A 22,600-nucleotide genomic window follows, 5' to 3' on the forward strand; every position below is an offset into this window, starting at 1 on the left:
GATGTTATGCGTATTTACCGCATCCTGCAAGCTGCCTAAGATGAGGGCCTCTCGACAAGGACTTCCCATGACTAGCCCCGTTCTGCAGGCCGCCGCGCCGGTCCGCGAATTTGCCCCGCTGCTGGTGCTCACCACCTTGGCCATCGGTTTTGTGATGGCGATGATCGACGTCACCGCCGTCAATACCGCGCTGTCCGACATCGCCGCCAGCCTGGACGTGCCGCTGGCCGGCCTGGTGTGGGTGGTGGACGGTTACACGCTCACCTTTGCCGCGCTCCTGATGGCCGGCGGCGCGCTGGCCGACCGTTTCGGTCCCAAGAGCGTCTACCAGGGCGGCCTGGCCGTGTTCATCCTCGGCTCGGTGCTGTGCGCGCTGGTGCCGAGCGGCGCGGCGCTGGTGGCTGCGCGCCTGCTGCAGGGCGCGGGCGCGGCGCTGTTCATGCCCAGTTCCCTCAGCCTGCTCACCCACGCCTATGACGACCCGGCCACGCGCACGCGCATGCTGGCCACGTGGTCGGCCATCGTCGGCTGTTCGTCGGCAGCAGGGCCGCTGGTCGGGGGCTTGCTGGTCCACGAATTCGGCTGGCGCAGCGTGTTCTGGGTGAATGTGCCGATCGGCCTGGCCGGCATCGCGCTCACGCACCTGGTGGCGCCGGCTACCCGTGCCAACCGGCGCGCGCTGTCGTTGTGGACCCACGCGCTGGGCGTCGCCATGCTCGCCGGCCTGAGTTTCGTGCTGATCGAGGGACCGGTGCTTGGTTGGACTTCCAGCCCGGTGCTGGCGGCGGCGGTGGCCACCTTGGCCGTCGGCGCGTGGCTGGTGCGGCGCGAGAGGACCGGCGCGCATCCGCTGATTCCGCGTGCGCTGTTCGCCACGCCGGCCTTTGCCGCCGCCAATGGCGTGGGCTTCTTGATCAACTTTGCCGTGTTTGGCCAGCTGTTTTTACTGAGCTTGTTCTTGCAGGAGCGCAGCGCCGATGCGCTGGAGACGGGCGTGCGGTTGATCCCGATGATGGCCGCTTTTGCGGTCGGCAACCTGGTGTCGGGCCGGATTTCGGCGCGAACCGGTCCGCGGGTGCCGATGCTGTATGGTTTGCTGGTGGGGCTGGTGGCTGCGCTGTTCATGCTGCCGACCATGGCGCCGCACACGCCGTACTGGCTGCTGGTGGCGGCAACGACGGTGATGAATCTGGCCATCGGCATCGCGATTCCCGGCATGACCGCCACCGTGATGCTGGTGGCGGGCCGCGAGTATGCCAACAGCGCCGCCGCTGCGCTCAACGCCAATCGCCAGGTCGGCGCGCTGGTGGGCGTGGCCGCCATGGGGGCGGTGCTGCACATGGCGCCCGGCTGGGCGGTGCGGCTGCCATGGGCGTTCGGGCTGATTGCCGCCGCGTATGCGACGGCGTGCTACCTGGTCTACCGGTTTATCCGGACAGGCAAACCGGCTTAAACTTCGTGCTTCTGGCGCCAGGCGATCATTTCTGCAATCGTCAGGATCGGCATCGCGTGCAGCGCAGCGAAGGCTTCGATGTCGGCGCCGCGCATCATGGTGCCGTCGGGGTTCATCAGTTCGCACAGCACCGCCGCCGGTTGCAGGCCGGCCATGGTGGACAGGTCCACTGAGCCTTCGGTATGGCCTTTGCGCGCCAGCACGCCGCCGGGCGTGGCGCGTAGCGGGAACACGTGGCCCGGGTGGACCAGGTCGTGCGGCTTCGCGTCTGCGGCGATGGCGGCGCGGATGGTGGTCACGCGGTCGGCAGCGGAGACGCCGGTGGTGACGCCGTCACGCGCCTCGATCGAAACCGTGAACGGCGTGCCGTAACGGCTGCCGTTATCGAGCGCCATGGGCGGCAGCTCCAGTTCGCGCACCTTGTCGGCGGAGAGGCACAGGCACACGATGCCGCTGCATTCGCGGATCAGGGTAGCCATCGTAGGCACGGTGATTTTTTCGGCGGCGACGATCAGGTCCGCTTCGTTTTCGCGGTCGAAATCATCGAGCAGGATCACCGGCACGCCGGCGCGCATGGCGTCCAGCGCCGCAGCGATGCGGCCTTCGAGGTCGTCGGAGACCAGGGTGTAGGTGGTAAGGGGTACTACGGATTGCGGGTCGAACATGGAAAACGCTCCTCGCTGTTAGCGAAAAACGCGACAGGGCAAGCAGATACGCGCAGCCTTCCACACCCAGACAAAACATCTGGGCATGGCGAGGCTACGTTATCGCACATCTTCTTTCATCCGGACTATACCGTCGGCCCTGGAGTAGCACCAGGTCTGCTGACCCCTGGCGATGATCCGCCAGGGCGCTCGCGGGCTTTGACCGTTGCCGGTCTTACCGCCGGTGGGGAATCGCACCCCGCCCCGAAGACGTTGTTGGCGCATGCCGGACGGCAGGCGCGCGACGATTCTAGCCCAATTTCGGCAATTCGGTGTAAGGTAGCTTGTTCTCTTAATTTAAATGCATCTCGAATGAAGATCAGAATCATCCTGGCCGCCGCGCTGTTGTCTTGCTCTTTCCTTGCGCAGGCCGAATCCACGGTTCCGCCACCGCTTTCTCTCACCAGCAATCTGCCCGTCAGCCCTTTGGTCAACACCGGCAAGCTGGCCAACGGCCTCACTTACTACATCCATAAAAACCCGCGCCCCGAAAACAAGCTCGAATTGCGGCTGGTGGTCAAAGCTGGCTCCATACTCGAAGACGACGACCAGCAGGGCCTCGCCCACTTCACCGAGCACATGGCCTTCAACGGCTCCACCAATTTCAAACGCAACGAGCTGGTATCGTACCTGCAGTCGATTGGCGTCAAGTTCGGCGCCGACCTCAATGCCTACACCACCTTCGACGAGACGGTGTACATCCTGCCCATCCCCACCGACAACCCGAAAGTGGTGGAGCAGGGCTTCCAGGTGCTGGAAGACTGGGCCCACGGCCTGTCGATGAACGACGCCGACATCGACAGCGAGCGCGGGATCGTGCTCGAGGAACTGCGCATCGGCAAAGGCGTCGATGACCGCGTCAACAAGGTGCTGCTGCCCAAGGTGCTCAACGGTTCGCGCTATGCCGAGCGCCTGCCGATCGGCAAAGAGCAGATCATCCGCAACTTCAAGTACGACGCCCTCAAGCGCTTCTACCACGACTGGTATCGTCCTGACCTGATGGCGGTGGTGGCGGTGGGCGATATCGATCCGGAACAGGCGCAAAAACTGATCGAGCGCCATTTCGGCAAGCTGAAAAATCCGGCCAACCCGCGCCCGCGCGTGTACGCCACCATCCCCGAACGGCAGGAATCCGAGGGCATCGTCGTCACCGACAAGGAGATGAGCACCAATACCATCTACATCCGCTACCCGATCCAGCCCTGGCCGGCCGAGAACACGCTGCGTGACTATCGCCAGAAGCTGATCGAGGCCATCGGCGCCTTCATCCTCAGCCAGCGCATGGTCGAACTGACGCAGCAGGCCAAGCCGCCGTTCCTGCAGGGGGGCAGCGGCATGAGCAAGATCGTGCGCGGCTACCGTTCGTTCGGCGCCGGCGCGGTGCTGGGCAAGGGCGGCGTGGCGCCCGCCATCAATGCGTTGGTGGCCGAGGACGAGCGCGCGCGCCAGTTCGGCTTTACCGCGTCGGAACTGGACCGCGCCAAGAAGGGCATGCTGCGCACCTACGAGAATATGTACCAGGAGCGCGACAAGTCCGATTCGGCCGGCTACGCGGCAGAATACATCCGCAACTTCCTCGAGGGCGAGTCGATCCCCGGCGTGGTAGCCGAGTACCAGTATGCCCGGCAGCTGATCCCCGGCATCACGCTCGATGAAGTGAACGCGTCGATACGCGCAGCGATCCCCGACAACCAGAGCAAGCTGGTGATCTACACCGGCATCGACAAGCCGGGCGCACCGGCGCCCAAGCCCGCCGAGCTGCTGGCGCTGGCCACCGCCGCCGAGAAGATCGGCGTCAAGGCCAATGAAGACAAGGCGTACGGCAGCCAGCTGATGCCGGCCAAGCCCACGGCCGGCACCATCGTCAAGCAAACCGCCAACGACAAGCTGGGCACCACCGACCTGGTGCTCAGCAACGGCGTGCGCGTGGTGCTGCGGCCCACAGACTTCAATAACGACGAGGTGCTGATGGGCGGGGTGCGCTACGGCGGCTGGTCGCTGTTCGACGACCGCGACATCTTTGCCGCGCACTACGCCAGCAGCATCGTCAACCAGATGGGCGTGCTCGATTATTCGCCCAACGACTTGGTGAAAATTTTGGCCGGCAAGAGCGTCAGTAGCAGCGCCCGCGTCAGCGCCCTCAATGAAGCGGTGCGCGGCGAATCGGGCAGCGACGACATCGAATCGATGCTGCAACTGACGTACCTGCAAATGACGAAGCCGCGCAAGGATGCCACCATCTACAACGCCTTTGTCGACCGCCAGCGCGAACTGGCGCAGAACAACCTGGTGCGGCCGGAGTCGGTGTTCTACGATACCGTCAGCCGCACGCTGTACAACGACAGCCCGCGCGTGCGGCGCCTGGCCCGGCCGGCCGACTTCGACCAGCTGTCGCTCGACCGCGTGTTCGACCTGTACACCAGCCGCATGGCCAGTGCGCGCGACTTCACGTTCTTCATCGTCGGCAGCTTCGACGTCGAGCAGATCAAGCCGTTGATCGCCACCTACCTGGCCAGCCTGCCCACCGGGCCGATTGCCACCGCCTTCCGCGACGAAGGCATCCGCCCGGTCCGCGGCGTGGTGAAGAAAGAGGTGCGCGCCGGTTCCGAGCAAAAGAGCGTGATCTCGCTGTCGTTCACCGGCGAGGCGCCGTATTCTCGCGACGAGGCGCTGCGCATGCGGGTGCTCACCGAAGTCCTCAACATCAAGTTGATCGAAGTGCTGCGCGAGAAAATGGGCGCGATCTACAGTGCCGATTTGAGCGGCTCGCTCAACCGCCAGCCTTACGCCAGCTACGCGATCAACGCCAACCTGCCATGCGCGCCCGAGAATGTGGACAAGGTGCTGGCCGCCACGTTTGCCGAGATCGACCGCGTCAAGCAGCACGGCGCGCTGGTGGCGGACCTGGATAAGGTCAAGGCCGCGATGCTGCGCGCCTACCGCAAGGGGCTGCGCGAAAACGGCTACTGGATGGGCTCCCTGCAGAACGCTTTTGTCAATAACAGCGATCCCGAGGAAATCCTCACCTTCGAGCAGCGCCTGGCGGCGGTCACGCCTGCCGACGTGGCGCAGGCGGCGCAGCGCTACTTCGACCTGCAAAACTATGTGCAGGTGGTGCTGTATCCGGAAAAGTGAGCGAGCAGTCGGCGGGGCGCCTGTTACACTGGCGCCTTGCATTCACACACGTAGCAGAGGCTTATCATGGCAAAGAAAAAAGAAGAACTGGACGAGGAAACCCTGGCGCTGATCCACTGGTGCATCGAGGTCGAAGGATTCCTGGTCGCCGGCGGCGCCACCCAGGACCAGGCGCAGGAACATATCGAGGAACAGATCGAGTGGTTCACCGACCAGTTTTATGATGGACTCACTCCCGAAGAAGCAGCCAAGGAGGCTCTGGCTTAACCAGCCAGCCATCAGTCAACCTTCAACGCACCATCAGCGCTTTCACCGCATCGAGCGCCGCGTTGCCGGTGCTGGTACACCGCACCTGGTTGCGGCCATTTTCCTTGGCCACGTACATGGCGCGGTCGGCAGCGACGAACAGCGATTCGGTATTGTCGAGCTGGTGCGGCAGGATGGTGGCCACGCCGATGCTCACCGTCAGCCATGCCGACGTGGTCGAACGCGGATGCGGAATCTGCAGCGCCTCGATGTGGGCGCGGATCGCTTCGGCGAGCGTGCGCGCCGCGTCGGCCGGGGTTTCGGCAAACAGCAGCACGAACTCCTCGCCGCCGTAGCGCGCCGCCAGGTCGGTGGTGCGCATCGCGTGCGAAGCGATGGCCTGCGCTACCTGCTGCAGGCAGGCGTCGCCGGCCGGGTGGCCCAATGTGTCGTTATACAGCTTGAAGTGATCGACATCGAGCACCACCAGCGACAGCGGCTGGCCGCTGCGCATGGAGCGCTGCCATTCCTTTTCCAGAAAACTGTCGAAGTGGCGACGGTTGGCGATCTTGGTCAGCGGATCGACCATGGCCGCGCGTTGCAGCGCATCTTCCGACTGCTTGTGGTGGGTGATGTCGTGCAGCAGGCCGATGAACAGCGGCTGGCGCAGGTACATCGGCGTGAGCGTCAAGTCCATGCACACCGAGCTGCCGTTGCGGTGGCGGATGATCACCTCGCGCGTGCCGTGATGATGGGCCACGTCGGGCGCGTCGGCGTAGCGGCTGAAATAGTCGAGGTATTCCTGCGCCACCAGGGGATTGAGCAGGTCCGAGATATGGCTGCCTGCCAGCGCGTTTTCGCGGTAGCCCAGGTATTTGTCGCAGGCCGGATTGGTAAACTGGATGCGGCCGTCGGCCTCGATGATCAGCAAGCCCTCGGCCATATTATTGACGATGGTGCGCAGGCGCTCGGCCTGTTCTTCCTGCGATTCGACGTTGACGCGGATCTGCAACTGGGTACGCACGCGCGCACTCACTTCGGCCATGCGCAGCGGCTTGGCGATGTAATCGACCGCGCCGAGATCGAAGCCGGCCACCACGTCGTCGGTGCCGGTGCGCGCACTCATGAAAATCACCGGGATGCGCGCGGTGGAAGCGTTGGCCTTCAACTGGCGGCAGGTTTCAAAGCCATCCATACCCTGCATCATCACATCGAGCAGCACCAGGTCGGGATGGACGCGGCGCGCGATCTTGAGCGCGCGTTCGCCCGAGGTGGCGACAAAGGTCTGGTAACCCTGTTCAACCATCAGCTTGCGCAGCGCGGCGAGGTTTTCGGGCGCGTCATCGACGATCAGCACGGCGGCGTCGCGCCGGCCCGTCATACCGAGGTCCTTGGGAGTCATGCCGCATCCTTGCCCGTCGCGTGGACAGGGATGAATTGTGCACAGATAGACAATGTATTGCCTTGATGTAATAGTGGGGTTTACTTCAAATAATACAACTTTGAATGCCGTAAAGGTAGGAATTAGCTTCCGGTATTCTTCCCGGAGACGTAGCGATGCCGCCTGTCGCCCCGGTTTCATCGGGTGCCTTCATTAACGCTGCCGATTGGTTAATGTTTTGGTCGGTTTGGCCACTGTTTGGCCTGAACCGATACCGATATGGAATCGGCAAGTGTTGTATTTCTGCGTGGAAATACGGGCGGCGAGCGCCGCCCGGGAGGGGACTAATCTGCTAAAGCGGTCAGATCTTGGCTGCGATCAGCTTGCCGAGAATTTCGATGCCGCTGCGGATGCGCTCCGGCGCCACCGTCACGAACGACAGGCGCAGCGTGTTGGTGGCGGCATCGTTGGCATAGAACGGTGCGCCCGGGACAAACGCCACTTTCTGCGCGATCGCTTCATCGAGCAGGGCGATGGCATTGATGTGCTTGGGCAGGGTCACCCAGATGAACATGCCGCCCTCCGGCTTGGTCCATTCCACGCCGGCCGGGAAGTACTGGGTCATGGCGTCGAGCATGACCTGGCACTGGTTGCCGTACAGGCTGCGGATTTTCGGGATGTGCTGTTGCAGGAAACCGTCCTTGATCACTTCGTGCACGACCATCTGGGTCAGTTGCGAGGTGTGCAGGTCGGCGGCCTGCTTGGCCAGTTCCAGGCGGCGCACCAGCGGCAGCGGCGCCACCACGTAGCCGAGGCGGATGCCCGGGGTCAGCACCTTGGAGAACGAGCCCATGTAGATGACGCCGTCCGGGTTCATCGCCACCATCTTCGGCAGCGGCTCGCCCTTGTAGCTGAGCGCGCCGTAGGGATCATCTTCGATCAGCGGCAGGCCCAGGCGGGCGCAGGTTTCCACCAGTTCCACGCGGCGCTCGATCGACAGCGTGCGGCCGGTAGGGTTCTGGAAGTTGGGCAGCGCGTACAGCAGGCGCGCACCTTCGGCGACCGGCGCCAGCGACGACGGCACCAGGCCGTTTTCGTCGGTGTCCACCGATTTGAACTCGGGACGGTACACCGAGAACGCCTGCAGCGCGCCCAGGTACGACGGCGTTTCCACCAGCACGCGGCTGCCTTCGTCGATCAGTACTTTGCCCAGCAGGTCCAGCGCCTGCTGCGAACCGGACGTCATCAGCACTTGTTCCGGGATGATCTTCGCGCCTTCGGTGGACAGCGAATCGGCGATCCACTGGCGCAGCGGCAGGTAGCCGTCGGTCGGGCCGTATTGCAGCGCCACTTTACCGTTTTCGCGCAGCACCTTGTCGTAGGCGACCTGCATTTCTTCGACCGGGAAGGTCAGCGGCGACGGCAGGCCGCCCGCGAACGAAATGATTTCCGGCTGCTGGGTGATCTTGAGGATCTCGCGGATAAACGAGGCTTGCAACTGGTCCGCGCGTTCGGCGAAGCGCCACTGGATCGGATTCGGGTTTTCGATTTTCATACGGGTCTCGCTATGGTGGGTTCAACGAGCGCGCTGGCGGCGCGCTTTTATATATATGTCAGGCAGCGTCCGACACTTCGGCGATCAGTTCGATTTCGACGCAGGCGCCCAGCGGGATCTGCGCCACGCCGAAAGCCGAGCGGGCGTGCTTGCCGGCGTCGCCGAAGACTTCGCCCAGCAGCTCGGAGGCGCCGTTGGTGACCAGGTGCTGCTCGGTGAAGTCGCCGGTGGAGTTCACCAGGCTCATCACCTTGACGATGCGCTTGACGCGGGTAAGGTCGCCGCCGACGGCCGCTTGCAGCGTGCCGATCAGGTCGATGGCAATGGCGCGCGCGGCCTGCTTGCCTTCGGCGGTATCGACGTTCTTGCCCAACTGGCCGGTCCATACGCTGCCGTCGGCGCGCTTGGCGATGTGACCCGACAGGAACACCAGGTTGCCGGTCTGTGCGTACATGACGTAGGCGGCGGCCGGCGTTGCAGGTGCGGCCAGGGTGATATCGAGCGCTTTCAGTTTTTCGTATACAGACATGGGCTTATCCAAAGAAATTTGATCGGTGGTCCGTTATTGTACTCTTGACGCAGGCTGTGCCTGCAATCGGGGCAAAAACCAGATAGTCCACGGTTTCAACGCCGTTTTACCCCCATTTTGCGCCCGGCGCCCACCGTGGCGATCACGGCGATTGCGAAAACCACGGTTTGCCAGTCCAGCGCTTCCCCCAGGAACACTGCCGCGCCCAGCAGGCTCAAAAACGGCTGCACCAGTTGCACCTGGCCCACCCGGGCCACACCACCCAGCGCCATGCCGCGATACCAGAAGAAGAAGCCGATAAACATCGAGAATACGCAGGTATAGGCAAACCCGGCCCAGGCCGCAGGATCGGCAGCCTCGATCTGGGCAGCGTCGCGCCAGCACAGCCAGGCCACCACCGGCAATAGCAGCGGGGCCGACAGCACCAGCGCCCAGCAGATGGTTTGCTGGCCACCGAGGGTTTGCGACAGCCGCCCGCCGGCCGCGTAACCCATGGCCGCCAGCAGCACGGCGGCAAAAATCGCCAGGTCGGCCGCATGCAGCCCGCCGCCGCCCTGGCGCAGGGCAAAGCCCGCCACCAGCGCCGAGCCGAACAAGGCCATGATCCAGAAGCCGCGCGACGGCTTTTCGCCGCCCAGCAATGCGGCAAACACGGCGGTGGCCAGCGGCAGGATGCCGACCAGCACGGCGCCATGGACGGCGGGCAGGGTGCGCATGGCGATCGAGGTCAACCACGGAAAGCCGATCACGCAGCCGAGCGCCACCAGCGCCAGCGGCCGCCACGCACTGCGCGGCGGCAGCGGCGCCCGTTTCCAGAACAGCCAGGCGCCAGCCAGCACGGCCGCGCCGAGTGCGCGCGCCAGCGCCACGAACATCGGCGACAGGCCGTTGGGCGCGAATTCGGTGCCGCCGACCGCCAGCCGGGTAAAGGGCAAGGTCAGGCTGAAGATGGCCACGCCGATCAGGCCCAGCAGCATACCCCTGGTGTCGTTGCTGGTGGTGACAGACGGGGCGAGGGTGTGTGTAGTCATAATTGGTACCTGGGTTTGTGCAGTCTTCATGCTACGTGACAAAACCAGTACAGTGCCGGTACACTTGAGAACATAATGACTTGCACTGTGATGGCGAAATGACCAATACAAAAAACCTGCCCTCGATGCTGGGCGCGGCCGCTTCCCGCGCGGCGGAAGCCGTGGCCGAGGCGTTGGCGGCACAAATGGAGCGCGCAGCCGGAAACGCGGCGATAGCGGAAGCACGCGCCAGCGCGCCGCCGGTCGGGAAGCAGCCGGCGCCGACAACGACGGCGGCAGGCGCAGCAGGCACAGGCGCAGCAGCCCCGGCCATGCGGCCGGCTTCAGGCGCCATGGTCGGCCTGCTGTCGCGCGACTCGGGCGAAACCCTGATCGACCAGATCGTCCGCTCGGTGGCCGCCCGCATTGACGAGCGCCTGTTGCGCGGCGGCGCGCGCATGCCGTCGATCCGTTCGTTTGCGGCCACCCATGGCGTGTCGCCGTTCACGGTGGTGGCCAGTTACGACAAGCTGGTGGCCGCCGGCTACCTGGAATCGCGGCGCGGCGCCGGCTTTTTCGTGCGCGAGCGCTTGCCGATGGCGCTCAACGCCGCCGAGCCTGGCATTACGAGCGCCGGCGCAGCGGACGCAGCGCTGGCAACCAAGCCGATCGACGTGGTGTGGCTGGTGCGCAATATGTTCCGCCAGATGCCGCACCAGCAGATGCCCGGTACCGGCGTGCTGCCGTCCGACTGGCTCGACGGCGCGGCGATAGCCAACGCGCTGCGCGCAGTCAGCCGCCAGAATGCCAATTTATTGCTCAGCTACGGCGTGCCGCAGGGCTTCCTGCCCCTGCGCCAGCAGTTGCAGCACAAGCTGGCCGAGCTGGAAATTGCTGCCGCCCCCGAGCAAATTCTCACCACCGCCGGCGTCACCCAGGCGCTGGACCTGGTCGCCCGCGAATTCACCCGTCCCGGCGACACGATTTTTGTCGATGATCCGGCCTGGTTCCTGATGTTCGGCTCGTTTGCGGCGCTGGGCGCCAAGGTGATCGGCATCCCGCGCCTGGGCGACGGCCCGGACGTGGTCCGGCTGGCCGAGCTGGCGGCCATCCACAAGCCCAGGCTGTACGTGATCAACTCGGTGCTGCACAATCCCAGCTCGACGTCGCTGTCGGCCGCCAAGGCGTTCCAGGTACTGAAACTGGCGGAAGAACACGACTTCATCCTGGTCGAGGACGATATCTATTGCGACCTGCACCCGGGCAGCGCGGTGCAGCCGGCCACGCGGCTGGCCGCCCTGGACCAGTTGCAGCGCGTGATCTACCTCGGCGGCTTCTCCAAGACCATGGCAGCCAACCTGCGCGTGGGCTTTATTGCCACCTCGCCCGAACGGGCCGAGCGGCTGGCCGACCGCAAGATGCTTTCGACGCTCACCACCAGCGACATCGGCGAACGGGTAGTCTATAAAGTGCTGTCGGAAGGCTCGTACCGCAAGCATGCCGACCGCGTGCGTGCCAGGCTCGACAGCGTACGCGCCAAGACCCTGCGCCAGATGGAGCGGGTAGGGCTGAAAGTGCTGCACGCGGCCCCTGCCGGCATGTTCGTGTGGGCCGACGCCGGCTGCGACACCAACGCCCTGGCCGAACGCGCCATGGCCGAACACCTGCTGCTCGCGCCCGGCAGCCTGTTCTCGCCCGCCCAGTTGCCGTCCACTTTCATGCGGTTCAATGTGGCGGCGATGCAGGAGCCGGCGGTGTGGCGTTTTCTCGAAAGGTCGCTGGGCCGCTCTTGAAAAGATTTATATAATCCCCACTTTCCGCACAGCAGCGCATTTGCGCGTACGTTTAATCTTTAGACTTTGAGGTTTAGAACAACATGGCAGACAACGACAAACAAACCCTTGGTTTCCAGGCCGAAGTAAAACAGCTGCTGCAGCTGATGATCCACTCGCTGTACTCGAACAAGGAAATCTTCCTGCGCGAGCTGATCTCCAACGCCTCCGACGCCTCGGACAAGCTGCGCTTTGAAGCGATCAACAACGACGCCCTGTACGGCAACGACCACGAGCTGAAAATCAAGGTCGGTTTCGACAAGGCCGCGCGCACCATCACCATCTCCGATAACGGCATCGGCATGAGCCGCGACGAGACCATCTCGCACCTGGGCACCATCGCCAAGTCGGGCACCAAGGAATTCTTCGGCAAGCTGTCGGGCGACCAGCAGAAAGACGCGGCCCTGATCGGCCAGTTCGGCGTGGGCTTCTATTCCGGCTTCATCATTGCCGACAAGATCACCGTGGAAACCCGTCGTGCCGGCCTCGACGCTTCGGAAGGCGTGCGCTGGGAGTCGGGCGGCGAGGGCGATTATTCGATCGAGCAGATCGAGAAAGCCGGCCGTGGCACCGACATCATCCTGCACCTGCGCGAAGGCGAGGACGAGTTCCTGTCGTCGTGGAAACTCAAATCGATCATCCGCAAGTACTCGGACCACATCTCGCTGCCGATCGTGATGCAGAAGGAAGAATACGACGAAGAGCAGAAAGAAACCGTGCTCAAGGATGAGACCGAGACCGTCAACCAGGCCAGCGCGCTGTGGGCCCGCAGCAAGTCCGACATCACGCCGGAGCAGTACGACGAGTTCTACAAGCACGTCTCGCACGACTTCCAGTCGCCGCTGACCCACACCCACAACCGCGTGGAAGGCCGCAGCGAGTACACCCAGCTGCTGTATATCCCGGCCAAGGCGCCGTTCGACCTGTGGGACCGCAACAAGCGTGGCGGCCTCAAGCTGTACGTCAAGCGCGTGTTCATCATGGACGACGCCGAGCAACTGATGCCGACGTACCTGCGCATGGTCAAGGGCGTGATCGACTCGGCCGACCTGCCGCTGAACGTCTCGCGTGAAATCCTGCAGGAGTCGCGCGACGTGCGCGTGATCCGCGAAGGCTCGACCAAGCGCGTGATCGGCATGCTGGAAGAGCTGGCCAACTCGGACGAGCAAGAGAAGAAAGACAAGTACACGACTTTCTGGACCGAATTCGGCCAGGTGCTCAAGGAAGGTATCGGCGAGGACGCGGCCAACAAGGACCGCCTGGCCAAGCTGCTGCGCTTTGCTTCGACCGCCAACGACAACGACGCGCAGACCGTCTCGCTGGAACAGTACCTGGCGCGTGCCAAGGAAGGCCAGGACAAGATTTATTACGTCACCGCCGACAACTACGTCGCGGCCAAGAACAGTCCGCACCTGGAAATCTTCCGCAAAAAAGGCGTGGAAGTGCTGCTGCTGACCGACCGCGTCGATGAATGGATGTTGTCGTTCCTGACCGAGTTCGATGGCAAGGAACTGGTGTCGGTGGCCAAGGGCGGCCTGGACCTGGGCGCGCTGGAAGACGAAGCCGAGAAGAAAGAGCACGAAGAAACCCAGACTTCGTACCAGGACCTGGTGGGCAAGATGAAGGAAGCGCTGGCGGACAAGGCCAAGGACGTGCGCGTCACGTTCCGCCTGACCGACTCGCCAGCCTGCCTGGTGGCGGACGAAAACGAGCTGTCGGGCAACCTGCTGCGCATGTTGAAAGCTGCCGGCCAGAACGCGCCGGAATCGAAGCCTATCCTGGAAATCAACCCGGACCACCCGCTGGTTCAGCGCTTGAAGGCGGAAGATGTGGCCAGCTCGTTCAACGATTGGGCCAACATCCTGTTCGACCAGGCCTTGCTGGCCGAAGGCGGCTCGCTGGCCGACCCGGCGTCGTTCGTCAAGCGTTTGAACGAGTTGCTGCTGAGCGCGAAGTAAGTTGCGTTAATCTTGCCGCGCAAGCGGCAATCCGGTTGCTTCGAAAGGCCCGTCAGGTTCGACGGGCCTTTTTTCATTCACCGAAGATAAAGTGCGGCTTCTTCGGTGGTGGGCAGCCTTCCGGTCCCGGCGAGGTCTGTTTGCCGGTGTCGTCGAACTTCTTGCCGCAATCGGTGGCTTTGCCGTTGCGGAAGGTAAAGCTGCTGGCCACCTTGCCGTTCGGGTGGTAGCAGATATCGGAGTTGTCGTTGTAGCGGTACGCGCGCAGGCCCGGCTTGCCGTCCAGGCGCAGCAGGACCAGCATGGTCTGGTGTTCCGGTGCGTTGTCGCGGTCGAGCGCGGCGTAGAACACCGAGCGGATTTCAGCCTTGCCGAAGGTATCGAGCTTGAGGGTTTTGGTGTTCGGGGCAGGCTTGTTGTCGGGCCCCAGGCAGACGCAGTAATAGCCGGTGACGCCGCCGGCCTCCTTGATAAAGGCGATATCGGCGCCGCTGTCCTGCGAGGCAATGATGACCGGGTGGACCAGTGACTTGCCCTCGTAGAATGGTGCGGCGTGGACCAGGCAAGCAGGAGAAACCAGCGCTGCAGCCAGCAGCGCGGTAAGACATGCATGCCGCATTCAGTCCCCTGCCGGCGTCAGGCTGGCGCAAAACTCGGCCAGCAGCTGCGCACCTTCTGGCCACGCGCCGTAGCCGGCGTCGCCGTTGATGTGGCCGGCGTCGCCGATCTCCTTGAAGTCGCTGCCCCAGGCCTGGGCGAACCGGCGCGCGCGGGCGATATCCACGTAGGGATCGTTGTTGCTGGCAATTACCAGGGTAGGGAAGGGCAGCGGCGCCAGTTGCATCGGCTGGAAGCCGGTGGTGCAGTCCGGGTAGGACGGTGCGTCGGTGTCGGACGGCGCTACCAGGAAGGCGCCGGCCACCTTGTGTGGTGAGCCTGACGCGGCCCAGCGCGTGACCAGGGCGCACGCCAGGCTGTGGGCAACCAGGACCGGCGGCGTGGCGCGGCGGGCGATGGCAGCGTCCAGTTCGGCCACCCATTCGTCGCCATCAGGCGTTTCCCAGTCGCGGTGGGGAACCCGCACCCAGTCCGGGTGCTGTTGTTCCCAGTGGCTTTGCCAGTGCGCGGGGCCAGAGTTCCACAGGCCGGCCAGTACCAATATCGCCATACATGCTCCCGATTAAGTAATCTATAGAAACACGATTCTACTTAAACATTGCATTTCCAGCATCAAACCCAGCCAAAAAACCCTGTACGAAAACTTTTTTGAACTTTTTTCAAAAAAATTCAAAAAAGCCCTAAAGTTCCCCCGAACGCTGCCGTTACCAGATTCAAGATGCGGGAAAAAGTAGGTAAAGACCCCATCAGGTTGCAGAAAGGTAGTCGAAAATAATTAAAAATTTTTTCGTGGAAACCCTAAAGTTCCTCAAAACGCTGCCGTAACAGGGTTAGATGTAGCAAAAAAGCGTCGCTCGCATGAAGTTTTTCGGTCTGGTTTCAGTACTTTTCCAGGACTTTTTTGAACACTGCCAGCCACCAAAAATCTACGCCGCAAGGGCGTAGAGCCTCGATTCGCGAGTGTTTGTAAGACAAACACCGACGGATCGCGTTCGCTATTTCCCGACGGAAAATACGGAAGAACACCTCTACTCGTATTTTTGTTGCTCCCGCAGAATGTATCTCACTGGAAACGTAATTCCACAGTGAAATATACGAAGCACACGAACTACTGGGAGATGGAAATGACCGCAAACGATATGATGGCTGAGATTCGCGATGCTAACCTGAGCTACCTGATGCTCGCGCAGCAAATGATTCGCGCTGACAAAGTCACCGCGATCTTCCGTCTCGGCATCGCTGCCGAAATCGCCGAACTAATCGAAGGCATGAGCAATGCCCAGATCCTCAAACTGGCAGGCGGCAACATGATGCTGGCCCGCTTCCGCTTCGACGACAGCGCCATCCTGTCGATGCTGACCAACTATAACAAAGACCGCACCCTGGCACAGTCGCACGCTGCCATCCTGATGGCCGGCCAGGCTGTTGAAGAAATCGCGTAATTCGCTTTATTACCTTATCTATCAGCAGCCGGGAGCCCAGATCATGACCAAGAAAAGCGTAGTTTCCGAAGCCCAGGAAATCCAGCTGGCAATCGAACTGATCCAACTGGGCGCACGCCTGCAGTTGCTCGAGTCGGAAGTGTCGCTGTCGCGCGAGCGGCTGCTCAAGCTCTATAAAGAGCTGCGCGGTGTGTCGCCACCGAAAGGCATGCTGCCGTTTTCGACCGACTGGTTCCTGACCTGGCAGCCCAACATTCATTCCTCGCTGTTCATCAATATCCACCAGTTCCTGGTCACCCACGCTGGCGCTTCCGGCATCCAGGCCGTGATGAAGGCTTACCAGCTGTACCTCGAACAAATGCCGCCGGCCCCGGGCGAAGAGCCGCTGCTGTCGCTCACCCGCGCCTGGACCCTGGTGCGCTTCTTCAGCAGCAAGATGCTGGAAACCGCGCCGTGCAACAAGTGCCAGGGCAAGTTCGTGGTCAACGCCATGGACCTGCACGGCAGCTACGTCTGCGGCCTGTGCCACATGCCTTCCCGCGCCGGCAAGACCAAGGCCGCGCAAAAAGCGCGCGATGCCGAGCTGGCCGACGCCGACGCTGTGGCCGCCTGATCCGGCAGCCAGCCTTTACTGTCGCATTTATTACTTGCCCACCCCGTCCTACCTCTCCCGACTGGCCCGTACGCCCGCCGTGCGGGCCTTGCTGGTCCAGTGCGGCGCCGCGCCGCTCACGCTGGCGCTGGTATACCTGCTGGCCTCGCTGCGCCTCCCCTGGTTTTATCCCGTTAATTATCTGACCGTCGCCGTCATCCACGGCCTGGTTGCGGCTGCCATTACCTGGCGCGTCGGGCTGGCGCCGTGGTGGCGCGTGATCGAATTCCTGTTTCCGCTGGCGGTGCTGGCAGCGCTGGCGCTGCAATTGCCGTCGTGGATCTTCCTGCTGGTGTTTGTGATCCTGCTGGGCTGGTACTGGTCCACCTTCCGCACCCAGGTGCCTTATTACCCGTCCCATCCCGCCGTGTGGGATGCGGTGCGTCAGCAGTTGCCGCCGCCATCGACCAGCGGTAAGCCGCTGCGGGTCATCGATATCGGCAGCGGTCTCGGTGGTTTCGTGTTCTACCTGGCCAGGGTGCGGCCTGATATCGAGGTGGTCGGTATCGAGCTGGCGCCGTTTCCCTGGCTGTATAGCTGGCTGCGCGCCCGCCTCACTGGCAGTCGGGCCCGGTTTATCCGGGGCGATTACGAACAGCTCGATTTCGGCCAGTTCAACCTGGTATTTGCCTACCTGTCGCCGGCGGTGATGGGGGCATTATGGCGCAAGGCCGAAGCGGAAATGTGTCCTGGTGACACTTTAATAAGCTATGAGTTTGCAATTGAGGGCCGCATGCCCGAACTCGTCATTCACACCACAAACGGGTCAACTCCCCTCTATAAATGGTGCTTTTAAGCATCATTAGGCGTTATTCGCTTGCCCGGGGGCACTCAGACACGCTATTGTAGTTCTACACGTAAATTTTATGAAATCGGGCCGCCGCAAGTTAATGTTTTGGCCCTTTTTCTTTTTCGGGAGTCTTACTTGTTTGTCATCATCGGTTATGTAGTCATCATGGTCGGCGTCTTTGGCGGTTACGCCATGGCGGGCGGGCACCTGGCTGCGCTGTTCCAGCCGCTCGAACTGGTGATGATCGGCGGCGGCGCCTTTGGCGCCTTCATTGCCGGTAACAATGCCAAGACCATCAAGGCAACCATGGGCGCCTTGCCCAAGCTGCTCAAGGGTTCGCGCTTCAATAAAGACCTGTACATGGAGCTCATGTCGCTGATGTTCGACGTGCTGTCCAAGGTTCGCAAAGAGGGCCTGATGTCGATCGAAGGCGATATCGACAGCCCCGAACAAAGTCCTGTCTTTTCCAAGTACCCGAGCGTGCTGGCCGACCATCACATCGTCGAATTCATTACCGATTACCTGCGCCTGATGGTGTCCGGGAATATGGATGCGTTCCAGATCGAAAACCTGATGGACAACGAGATCGATACCCACCACCACGAGGGCGCCGCGCCGGCCCACGCGATTGCCCGCCTCGGCGACGGTATGCCGGCTTTCGGTATCGTGGCGGCGGTGATGGGCGTGGTCCACACCATGGAAAACGTCGGTTTGCCACCGGCCGAGCTGGGCATCCTGATCGCCCATGCGCTGGTCGGCACCTTCCTTGGTATTTTGCTCGCGTATGGCTTCGTGGCGCCGCTGGCCAGCCTGCACGAACAAAAGCTGGAAGAAGAAACCAAGATGTACCAGTGCGTCAAAGTCATCCTGCTGGCCAGCCTGAACGGCTATGCGCCGGCGCTGGCCGTGGAATTCGGCCGCAAGGTGCTGTACTCGACCGAGCGGCCGTCGTTCAGCGAGCTGGAAGACCACATCAAGAAATCGAAATCGAAGTGATGAATTTTCTGATGTTGGTCCAATTAAGGAACTGCCATGGCTGAAGAAGGCTTACGGCCCATTATTGTCAAACGGATCAAGAAGCACGGCGGCGGTCATCACGGCGGCGCGTGGAAGATCGCCTATGCCGACTTCGTGACGGCAATGATGGCGTTCTTCCTCTTGATGTGGCTGCTCGGCTCCACCACCAAGGGCGACCTGAACGGTATCTCCGAGTACTTCAAGACGCCATTAAAGGTGGCGATGCAGGGCGGCTCGGGCAGCGGCGACAGCAGCTCGGTGATCCAGGGCGGCGGCACCGACCTGACCCGCAAGACCGGCCAGGTCAAGGCCAGCGACAACCCGACCGAACAGAAAACCTACAACCTCAACGCGGCCAAGAAGGCGCTCGAGGCCGAGGAAAAAGAGCGCCTGAAAAACCTCAAGCAAAAGATCGAGCAAAAGATCGACGCCAACCCGGTGCTGACCAAGTTCAAGAACCAGCTGCTGCTCGACATCACCAGCGAAGGCTTGCGGATCCAGATCGTCGACGAGCAGAACCGGCCGATGTTCAACTCGGCGCGCGCCGAGCTGCAGCCGTATTTCAAGGAAATCCTGCACGAGATCGGCTTCGTGCTGAACGATGTACCGAACCGTATCGGCCTGACCGGGCACACCGATTCCACGCCGTACATGAGCGAAACCGGTTACAGCAACTGGGAATTGTCGGCCGACCGCGCCAATGCCTCGCGCCGCGAGCTGATCGTCGGCGGCATGGCCGATGCGAAAGTGCTGCGCGTGGTGGGGCTCGCTTCAGCCGCCAACCTCGACAAGGCCGATCCGTTCAATCCGATCAACCGCCGCATCAGCATCCTGGTGATGAACAAGCGCACCGAGGAAAGCGTGATCCGCGATGGCGGCCGCCAGATCGAGGTGGGCGCGGAGGAGGGTACGGTCGAGGAGGCCCCGGCCGCGCCGGCAGCGCCACCCTCGGGGCCGCCGGTACGCAAGTAAAACCAAAGTAACGACAATGTAGCTACAACGCAGCAAGCAGTAATCACGAGACTTATATGACGAGAAAAAAAATCCTGGGGTCGCATGTCAAACGCCTGATGTCGGGCGTGTCCGACCACGGGCGCAAGCATCTGACCGAGGTCGAGACCGACCTGATCCAGACCCGGCTGCTGCTGGAGGAAGCGATCGACAAGCTCTCCTTCAACTTCATGGCCATCCACCAGGCGGTGGCGGGCGAACAGCCCACCATCCAGAAGCTGCTCGACGGCGCCGACATCACGGCCGAGCAGCGCACCCAGCTGGAAGCGCTGCCCAGCCAGGTGGGCGGTTACGTGAACGCGGCCGTGGTCAGCCTGCAATTCCAGGACATGACCAGCCAGTTGATCGACCGTACCCTGAAACGGGTGACCGGCCTGCGCGAGTTTCTCGGCACGCTGGGCGAACACGGCGCCGAAATGGTGCCCGAGAGCGATAACGAACAGATCGTCGAATTGCTCGGCAAGGTGAGCATGGCGCTGGCCATCCAGAGCCTGGAATTGCGCAGCGTGCTGCGCAAGGCCGTACACCAGCAACACATGGAGAGCGGCGACATCGAACTGTTCTAAGGGCCCCCGGCCCGGAACACCGCCGATACGATAGCAACAAGCCGGAGCTCCGGCAACACACAGTGAGAACCAAGATGGCCAAGACAATACTTGCAGTTGATGATTCCAGTTCCCAGCGCCAGATGGTGGCCTTCAGCCTGAAGGCGGCCGGCTACGACGTGGTCGAAGCCGTGGACGGCATGGATGGCCTGGAAAAAGCCAAGCTGCAACAGGTCGACATGGTGTTGACCGACCAGAATATGCCGCGCATGGACGGCCTGGAACTGATCAAGATGCTGCGCCAGCTGCCCAGCTATGCCAAGACCCCGATCCTGATGCTGACCACGGAGTCGTCGGACGAAATGAAAAACAAGGGCCGCGCTGCCGGCGCCAATGGCTGGCTGGTCAAGCCGTTCGATCCGCAACGGCTCAACGAGGTGGTGAAGAAAGTCATCGGCTGATCGGGCGCATGCAATGATGCTGAGCGAACTTTACGGAGTATCACCATGACCATCGATATAAGCCAGTTTTTCCAGGTCTTTTTCGATGAGGCCGAGGAACTCCTGGCTGAAATGGAAAGGTTGTTGCTGGCCGTCGATATCGATGCCCCCGACGCCGAGGATCTCAACGCCATCTTCCGCACCGCCCACTCGGTCAAGGGCGGCGCCTCCACGTTCGGCGTGACCGACATGACGGAAGTGACGCACATCCTGGAGACCCTGCTCGACCGTATCCGCAAGGGCGAAATGGCGCTCACGTCCGAACACGTCGATGCCTTCCTGGCCGCCAAGGACATCCTCAAGATGCAGCTGGATGGCCATCGCCACGGCAGCGAGGTGGACCAGGACGCGGTTGGCAATATCCGCATGGTGCTGCATTCGCTGACGGAAAATGTGCCGGTGGCGGCACTGGCCCACGTGGTTGTGCCGTCGTTTGGCGCGGCCGAGGCACAGGTGGTCGATCACAGCGGCGGGCGCCGCTATCGGTTGGAGTTGCCGGTGATGGATCACCGCGAGGTGACCGCGCTCGGCGCCGAGCTCGGTTTGATGGGGCACGTCTCCATCACGCCGCTCGACAAGTACCGCAACGCCATGGTGGTGACCACCCACGAGAGCCTCGACGATATCATCGCCATCTGCTCGTTCGTGCTCAACCCCGAAGACATGAAAGTGACCGAGCTGCCGGCGCTCGACGCCGCCCAGCAGCAGCTGGAAGACGCGGCCCGCAACAAGGTCGAGAGCGAGCTCGGCTACGGCTTCTTCGATGCCGTGCCGCTGCACCCTGGCAATGCAGCCACCAGCAGTGGCAGCGCCGGCGAAGGCTACGGCTTCTTCCAGCCGCTCGAGGAAATTCGCGCCAACGCGCAAGCTGCCAGCGACGACGCGCGCGGCTACGGTTTCTTCCAGCCACTGGAACAGATCCGCGCCGCTGCCGGCATCGTCAGCGACCCGGCGCAGGTGCTCGAAGACGACAAGAAAGCCGCGAAGAAGGAAGAGAAGGAAAAAGAAAAGGCGGCCCACGGGCCGGGCGCGGAATCGTCGTCGATCCGCGTGTCGATCGAAAAAGTGGACCAGCTGATCAACCTGGTGGGCGAACTGGTGATCACGCAGGCCATGATCGAGCAGCGCGTCGATACGCTCGACCCGATGAAGCACGAGCGCCTGCTCAATAGCGTCAGCCAGCTGACCCGCAACACGCGCGACCTGCAGGAAGCGGTGATGTCGATCCGCATGATGCCGATGGACTTCGTGTTCTCGCGCTTCCCGCGCATGGTGCGCGACCTGGCTGCCAAGCTCGGCAAGAAAGTCGATTTCATCACCAACGGCGCCGCCACCGAACTCGATAAAGGCTTGATCGAACGGATCGTCGATCCATTGACGCACCTGGTGCGCAACTCGATCGACCACGGCATCGAAATGCCGGACGTGCGCCGCGCCGCTGGTAAAAGCGATGCCGGTCGCCTGTTCCTGTCGGCGTCGCACCAGGGCGGCAACATCATCATCGAAGTGTCCGATGACGGTGGCGGCTTGAACCGTGAAAAAATCCTGGCCAAGGCCGCGCAAAACGGCCTGGCCGTGAGCGACACCATGACCGACCCGGAAGTGTGGCAGCTGATCTTCGCGCCCGGTTTCTCCACCGCCGAAACCGTCACCGATGTGTCCGGACGCGGCGTGGGCATGGACGTGGTCAAACGCAACATCACCGCCATGGGCGGCGTGGTCGATATCCGTTCGGCCAAGGGATTCGGTACCACGATCTCGATCTCGCTGCCGCTGACGCTGGCGATTTTGGATGGCATGTCGATCAAGGTGGGCGAGGAGGTGTACATCCTGCCGCTGGGCTTTGTGATCGAATCGCTGCAGCCGACGCCGGAAGATGTCAAGGAAATCAGCGGCAAGGGCCGTGTGATCAAGGTGCGCGGCGAGTACCTGCCGCTGGTGCCGCTGTACCAGATGTTCGACATTGTGCCGCGCTTTACCAACCCCAGCGAGGGCATCGTGGTCATCATCGAAACCGAGGGCCGCAAGGCCGGGCTGTTCATCGACGACCTGGTGGGCCAGCAGCAGGTGGTGGTCAAGAACCTGGAATCGAATTACCGCAAGGTGGCGGGCATTTCCGGCGCCACCATTTTGGGCGACGGCGGCGTCTCCCTGATTCTCGACGTTGCCGCCCTGATACGCTCGTCGCGCCAGCTGGCCGACGAACAGATTTTTTCGTAGAG

20 protein-coding genes and 1 riboswitch are annotated in these 22,600 nt (G+C 62.4%); of the genes, 13 read left to right on the plus strand and 7 right to left on the minus strand.

The genetic code is table 11. The features are described from left to right. The first annotated feature begins 67 nt into the window (after window positions 1-67). The gene (locus ASF04_RS16450) at window positions 68-1,453 is read left to right on the plus strand and encodes an MFS transporter (RefSeq protein WP_056143870.1); all 1,386 of its coding nucleotides are present in this window, start codon (window positions 68-70) and stop codon (window positions 1,451-1,453) included. Here ASF04_RS16450 and ribB read toward each other — a convergent pair. Then, entirely contained in the window at window positions 1,450-2,118 is a 669-nt protein-coding gene (ribB, locus tag ASF04_RS16455; RefSeq protein ID WP_056143872.1) for a 3,4-dihydroxy-2-butanone-4-phosphate synthase, read from the minus strand. The two genes, ASF04_RS16450 and ribB, sit on opposite strands and share 4 nt — an antisense overlap. Window positions 2,119-2,222: 104 nt before the next feature. Then, window positions 2,223-2,373: riboswitch (FMN riboswitch) on the minus strand. 96 nt (window positions 2,374-2,469) lie between these two features. On the opposite strand from ribB, the gene ASF04_RS16460 reads away from it, so the two are divergent. Further along, window positions 2,470-5,292, plus strand: a complete 2,823-nt coding sequence (locus tag ASF04_RS16460; RefSeq protein WP_056143874.1) for a pitrilysin family protein — start codon at window positions 2,470-2,472, stop codon at window positions 5,290-5,292. Between the two features lie 66 nt (window positions 5,293-5,358). After that, complete coding sequence (locus tag ASF04_RS16465) at window positions 5,359-5,559, plus strand: hypothetical protein (protein WP_056143877.1); 201 nt, start codon at window positions 5,359-5,361, stop codon at window positions 5,557-5,559. Between the two features lie 22 nt (window positions 5,560-5,581). Here the strand turns inward: ASF04_RS16465 and ASF04_RS16470 are convergent, their stop codons facing one another. From ASF04_RS16470 to ASF04_RS16485, 4 genes are all read right to left on the minus strand, one after another. Continuing rightward, on the minus strand, window positions 5,582-6,940 hold the full coding sequence (locus ASF04_RS16470) for a diguanylate cyclase domain-containing protein (protein WP_056143879.1): 1,359 nt from the start codon (window positions 6,938-6,940) through the stop codon (window positions 5,582-5,584). Between the two features lie 340 nt (window positions 6,941-7,280). Beyond that, complete coding sequence (locus ASF04_RS16475; RefSeq protein ID WP_056143881.1) at window positions 7,281-8,474, minus strand: PLP-dependent aminotransferase family protein; 1,194 nt, start codon at window positions 8,472-8,474, stop codon at window positions 7,281-7,283. A 58-nt stretch (window positions 8,475-8,532) separates the two neighbouring features. After that, window positions 8,533-9,003, minus strand: coding sequence for a RidA family protein (locus ASF04_RS16480; RefSeq protein WP_056143884.1), 471 nt, complete (start codon window positions 9,001-9,003; stop codon window positions 8,533-8,535). Between the two features lie 95 nt (window positions 9,004-9,098). After that, window positions 9,099-10,034 carry a DMT family transporter gene (locus ASF04_RS16485; RefSeq protein WP_056143887.1) on the minus strand — a complete coding sequence of 312 codons (936 nt, stop codon included), beginning with the start codon at window positions 10,032-10,034 and terminating at the stop codon, window positions 9,099-9,101. A 311-nt stretch (window positions 10,035-10,345) separates the two neighbouring features. On the opposite strand from ASF04_RS16485, the gene ASF04_RS16490 reads away from it, so the two are divergent. After that, entirely contained in the window at window positions 10,346-11,806 is a 1,461-nt protein-coding gene (locus ASF04_RS16490) for a PLP-dependent aminotransferase family protein (RefSeq protein WP_056144686.1), read from the plus strand. An 83-nt stretch (window positions 11,807-11,889) separates the two neighbouring features. Continuing rightward, window positions 11,890-13,803: a molecular chaperone HtpG gene (gene htpG, locus ASF04_RS16495; protein ID WP_056143891.1), complete on the plus strand. Its 1,914-nt coding sequence runs from the start codon at window positions 11,890-11,892 to the stop codon at window positions 13,801-13,803. Window positions 13,804-13,876: 73 nt separating this feature from the next. On the opposite strand, the gene ASF04_RS16500 is transcribed toward htpG, so the two are convergent. Both ASF04_RS16500 and ASF04_RS16505 read right to left on the minus strand, forming a co-directional pair. Beyond that, window positions 13,877-14,422 carry a hypothetical protein gene (locus ASF04_RS16500; protein WP_056143894.1) on the minus strand — a complete coding sequence of 182 codons (546 nt, stop codon included), beginning with the start codon at window positions 14,420-14,422 and terminating at the stop codon, window positions 13,877-13,879. Then, window positions 14,423-14,971, minus strand: a complete 549-nt coding sequence (locus ASF04_RS16505) for an alpha/beta hydrolase (RefSeq protein ID WP_056143897.1) — start codon at window positions 14,969-14,971, stop codon at window positions 14,423-14,425. It lies immediately after the preceding gene. A gap of 574 nt (window positions 14,972-15,545) precedes the next feature. Here ASF04_RS16505 and flhD point away from each other — a divergent pair. The 8 genes from flhD (at window position 15,546) to cheA (ending at window position 22,598) form a co-directional block, all read left to right on the plus strand. Beyond that, a complete protein-coding gene (gene flhD, locus ASF04_RS16510; protein WP_056144690.1) occupies window positions 15,546-15,863 on the plus strand; it encodes a flagellar transcriptional regulator FlhD in 318 nt (105 codons plus the stop codon). A gap of 43 nt (window positions 15,864-15,906) precedes the next feature. Further along, a complete protein-coding gene (flhC, locus tag ASF04_RS16515) occupies window positions 15,907-16,476 on the plus strand; it encodes a flagellar transcriptional regulator FlhC (RefSeq protein WP_056143900.1) in 570 nt (189 codons plus the stop codon). A gap of 34 nt (window positions 16,477-16,510) precedes the next feature. Next, on the plus strand, window positions 16,511-17,311 hold the full coding sequence (locus ASF04_RS16520) for a class I SAM-dependent methyltransferase (protein ID WP_229205082.1): 801 nt from the start codon (window positions 16,511-16,513) through the stop codon (window positions 17,309-17,311). A 129-nt stretch (window positions 17,312-17,440) separates the two neighbouring features. Continuing rightward, window positions 17,441-18,301 (plus strand): flagellar motor stator protein MotA, encoded by an 861-nt coding sequence (gene motA / locus ASF04_RS16525; protein ID WP_019920228.1) that lies wholly within the window; start codon window positions 17,441-17,443, stop codon window positions 18,299-18,301. Window positions 18,302-18,337: 36 nt separating this feature from the next. Then, window positions 18,338-19,294: a flagellar motor protein MotB gene (gene motB / locus ASF04_RS16530; RefSeq protein ID WP_056143903.1), complete on the plus strand. Its 957-nt coding sequence runs from the start codon at window positions 18,338-18,340 to the stop codon at window positions 19,292-19,294. A 56-nt stretch (window positions 19,295-19,350) separates the two neighbouring features. Beyond that, window positions 19,351-19,899 carry a hypothetical protein gene (locus ASF04_RS16535; RefSeq protein WP_026636985.1) on the plus strand — a complete coding sequence of 183 codons (549 nt, stop codon included), beginning with the start codon at window positions 19,351-19,353 and terminating at the stop codon, window positions 19,897-19,899. 74 nt (window positions 19,900-19,973) lie between these two features. Next, a complete protein-coding gene (locus tag ASF04_RS16540) occupies window positions 19,974-20,339 on the plus strand; it encodes a response regulator (RefSeq protein ID WP_026636984.1) in 366 nt (121 codons plus the stop codon). A gap of 45 nt (window positions 20,340-20,384) precedes the next feature. Further along, complete coding sequence (gene cheA, locus ASF04_RS16545) at window positions 20,385-22,598, plus strand: chemotaxis protein CheA (RefSeq protein WP_056143906.1); 2,214 nt, start codon at window positions 20,385-20,387, stop codon at window positions 22,596-22,598. The last annotated feature ends 2 nt before the right edge of the window (window positions 22,599-22,600 follow it).

The sequence above is a fragment of the Duganella sp. Leaf61 genome, assembly GCF_001421905.1.
GTDB classification, from domain to species: Bacteria; Pseudomonadota; Gammaproteobacteria; order Burkholderiales; family Burkholderiaceae_D; genus Rugamonas; species Rugamonas zoogloeoides.

Bases quoted from the DNA above. Each gene is read 5' to 3' on its own strand.
- ASF04_RS16450 (WP_056143870.1), top strand. From the start codon at position 68: ATGACTAGCCCCGTTCTGCAGGCCGCCGCGCCGGTCCGCGAATTTGCC.
- ribB (WP_056143872.1), bottom strand. From the start codon at position 2,118: ATGTTCGACCCGCAATCCGTAGTACCCCTTACCACCTACACCCTGGTC.
- ASF04_RS16460 (WP_056143874.1), top strand. From the start codon at position 2,470: ATGAAGATCAGAATCATCCTGGCCGCCGCGCTGTTGTCTTGCTCTTTC.
- ASF04_RS16465 (WP_056143877.1), top strand. From the start codon at position 5,359: ATGGCAAAGAAAAAAGAAGAACTGGACGAGGAAACCCTGGCGCTGATC.
- ASF04_RS16470 (WP_056143879.1), bottom strand. From the start codon at position 6,940: ATGACTCCCAAGGACCTCGGTATGACGGGCCGGCGCGACGCCGCCGTG.
- ASF04_RS16475 (WP_056143881.1), bottom strand. From the start codon at position 8,474: ATGAAAATCGAAAACCCGAATCCGATCCAGTGGCGCTTCGCCGAACGC.
- ASF04_RS16480 (WP_056143884.1), bottom strand. From the start codon at position 9,003: ATGTCTGTATACGAAAAACTGAAAGCGCTCGATATCACCCTGGCCGCA.
- ASF04_RS16485 (WP_056143887.1), bottom strand. From the start codon at position 10,034: ATGACTACACACACCCTCGCCCCGTCTGTCACCACCAGCAACGACACC.
- ASF04_RS16490 (WP_056144686.1), top strand. From the start codon at position 10,346: ATGCGGCCGGCTTCAGGCGCCATGGTCGGCCTGCTGTCGCGCGACTCG.
- htpG (WP_056143891.1), top strand. From the start codon at position 11,890: ATGGCAGACAACGACAAACAAACCCTTGGTTTCCAGGCCGAAGTAAAA.
- ASF04_RS16500 (WP_056143894.1), bottom strand. From the start codon at position 14,422: ATGCGGCATGCATGTCTTACCGCGCTGCTGGCTGCAGCGCTGGTTTCT.
- ASF04_RS16505 (WP_056143897.1), bottom strand. From the start codon at position 14,971: ATGGCGATATTGGTACTGGCCGGCCTGTGGAACTCTGGCCCCGCGCAC.
- flhD (WP_056144690.1), top strand. From the start codon at position 15,546: ATGACCGCAAACGATATGATGGCTGAGATTCGCGATGCTAACCTGAGC.
- flhC (WP_056143900.1), top strand. From the start codon at position 15,907: ATGACCAAGAAAAGCGTAGTTTCCGAAGCCCAGGAAATCCAGCTGGCA.
- motB (WP_056143903.1), top strand. From the start codon at position 18,338: ATGGCTGAAGAAGGCTTACGGCCCATTATTGTCAAACGGATCAAGAAG.
- ASF04_RS16535 (WP_026636985.1), top strand. From the start codon at position 19,351: ATGACGAGAAAAAAAATCCTGGGGTCGCATGTCAAACGCCTGATGTCG.
- ASF04_RS16540 (WP_026636984.1), top strand. From the start codon at position 19,974: ATGGCCAAGACAATACTTGCAGTTGATGATTCCAGTTCCCAGCGCCAG.
- cheA (WP_056143906.1), top strand. From the start codon at position 20,385: ATGACCATCGATATAAGCCAGTTTTTCCAGGTCTTTTTCGATGAGGCC.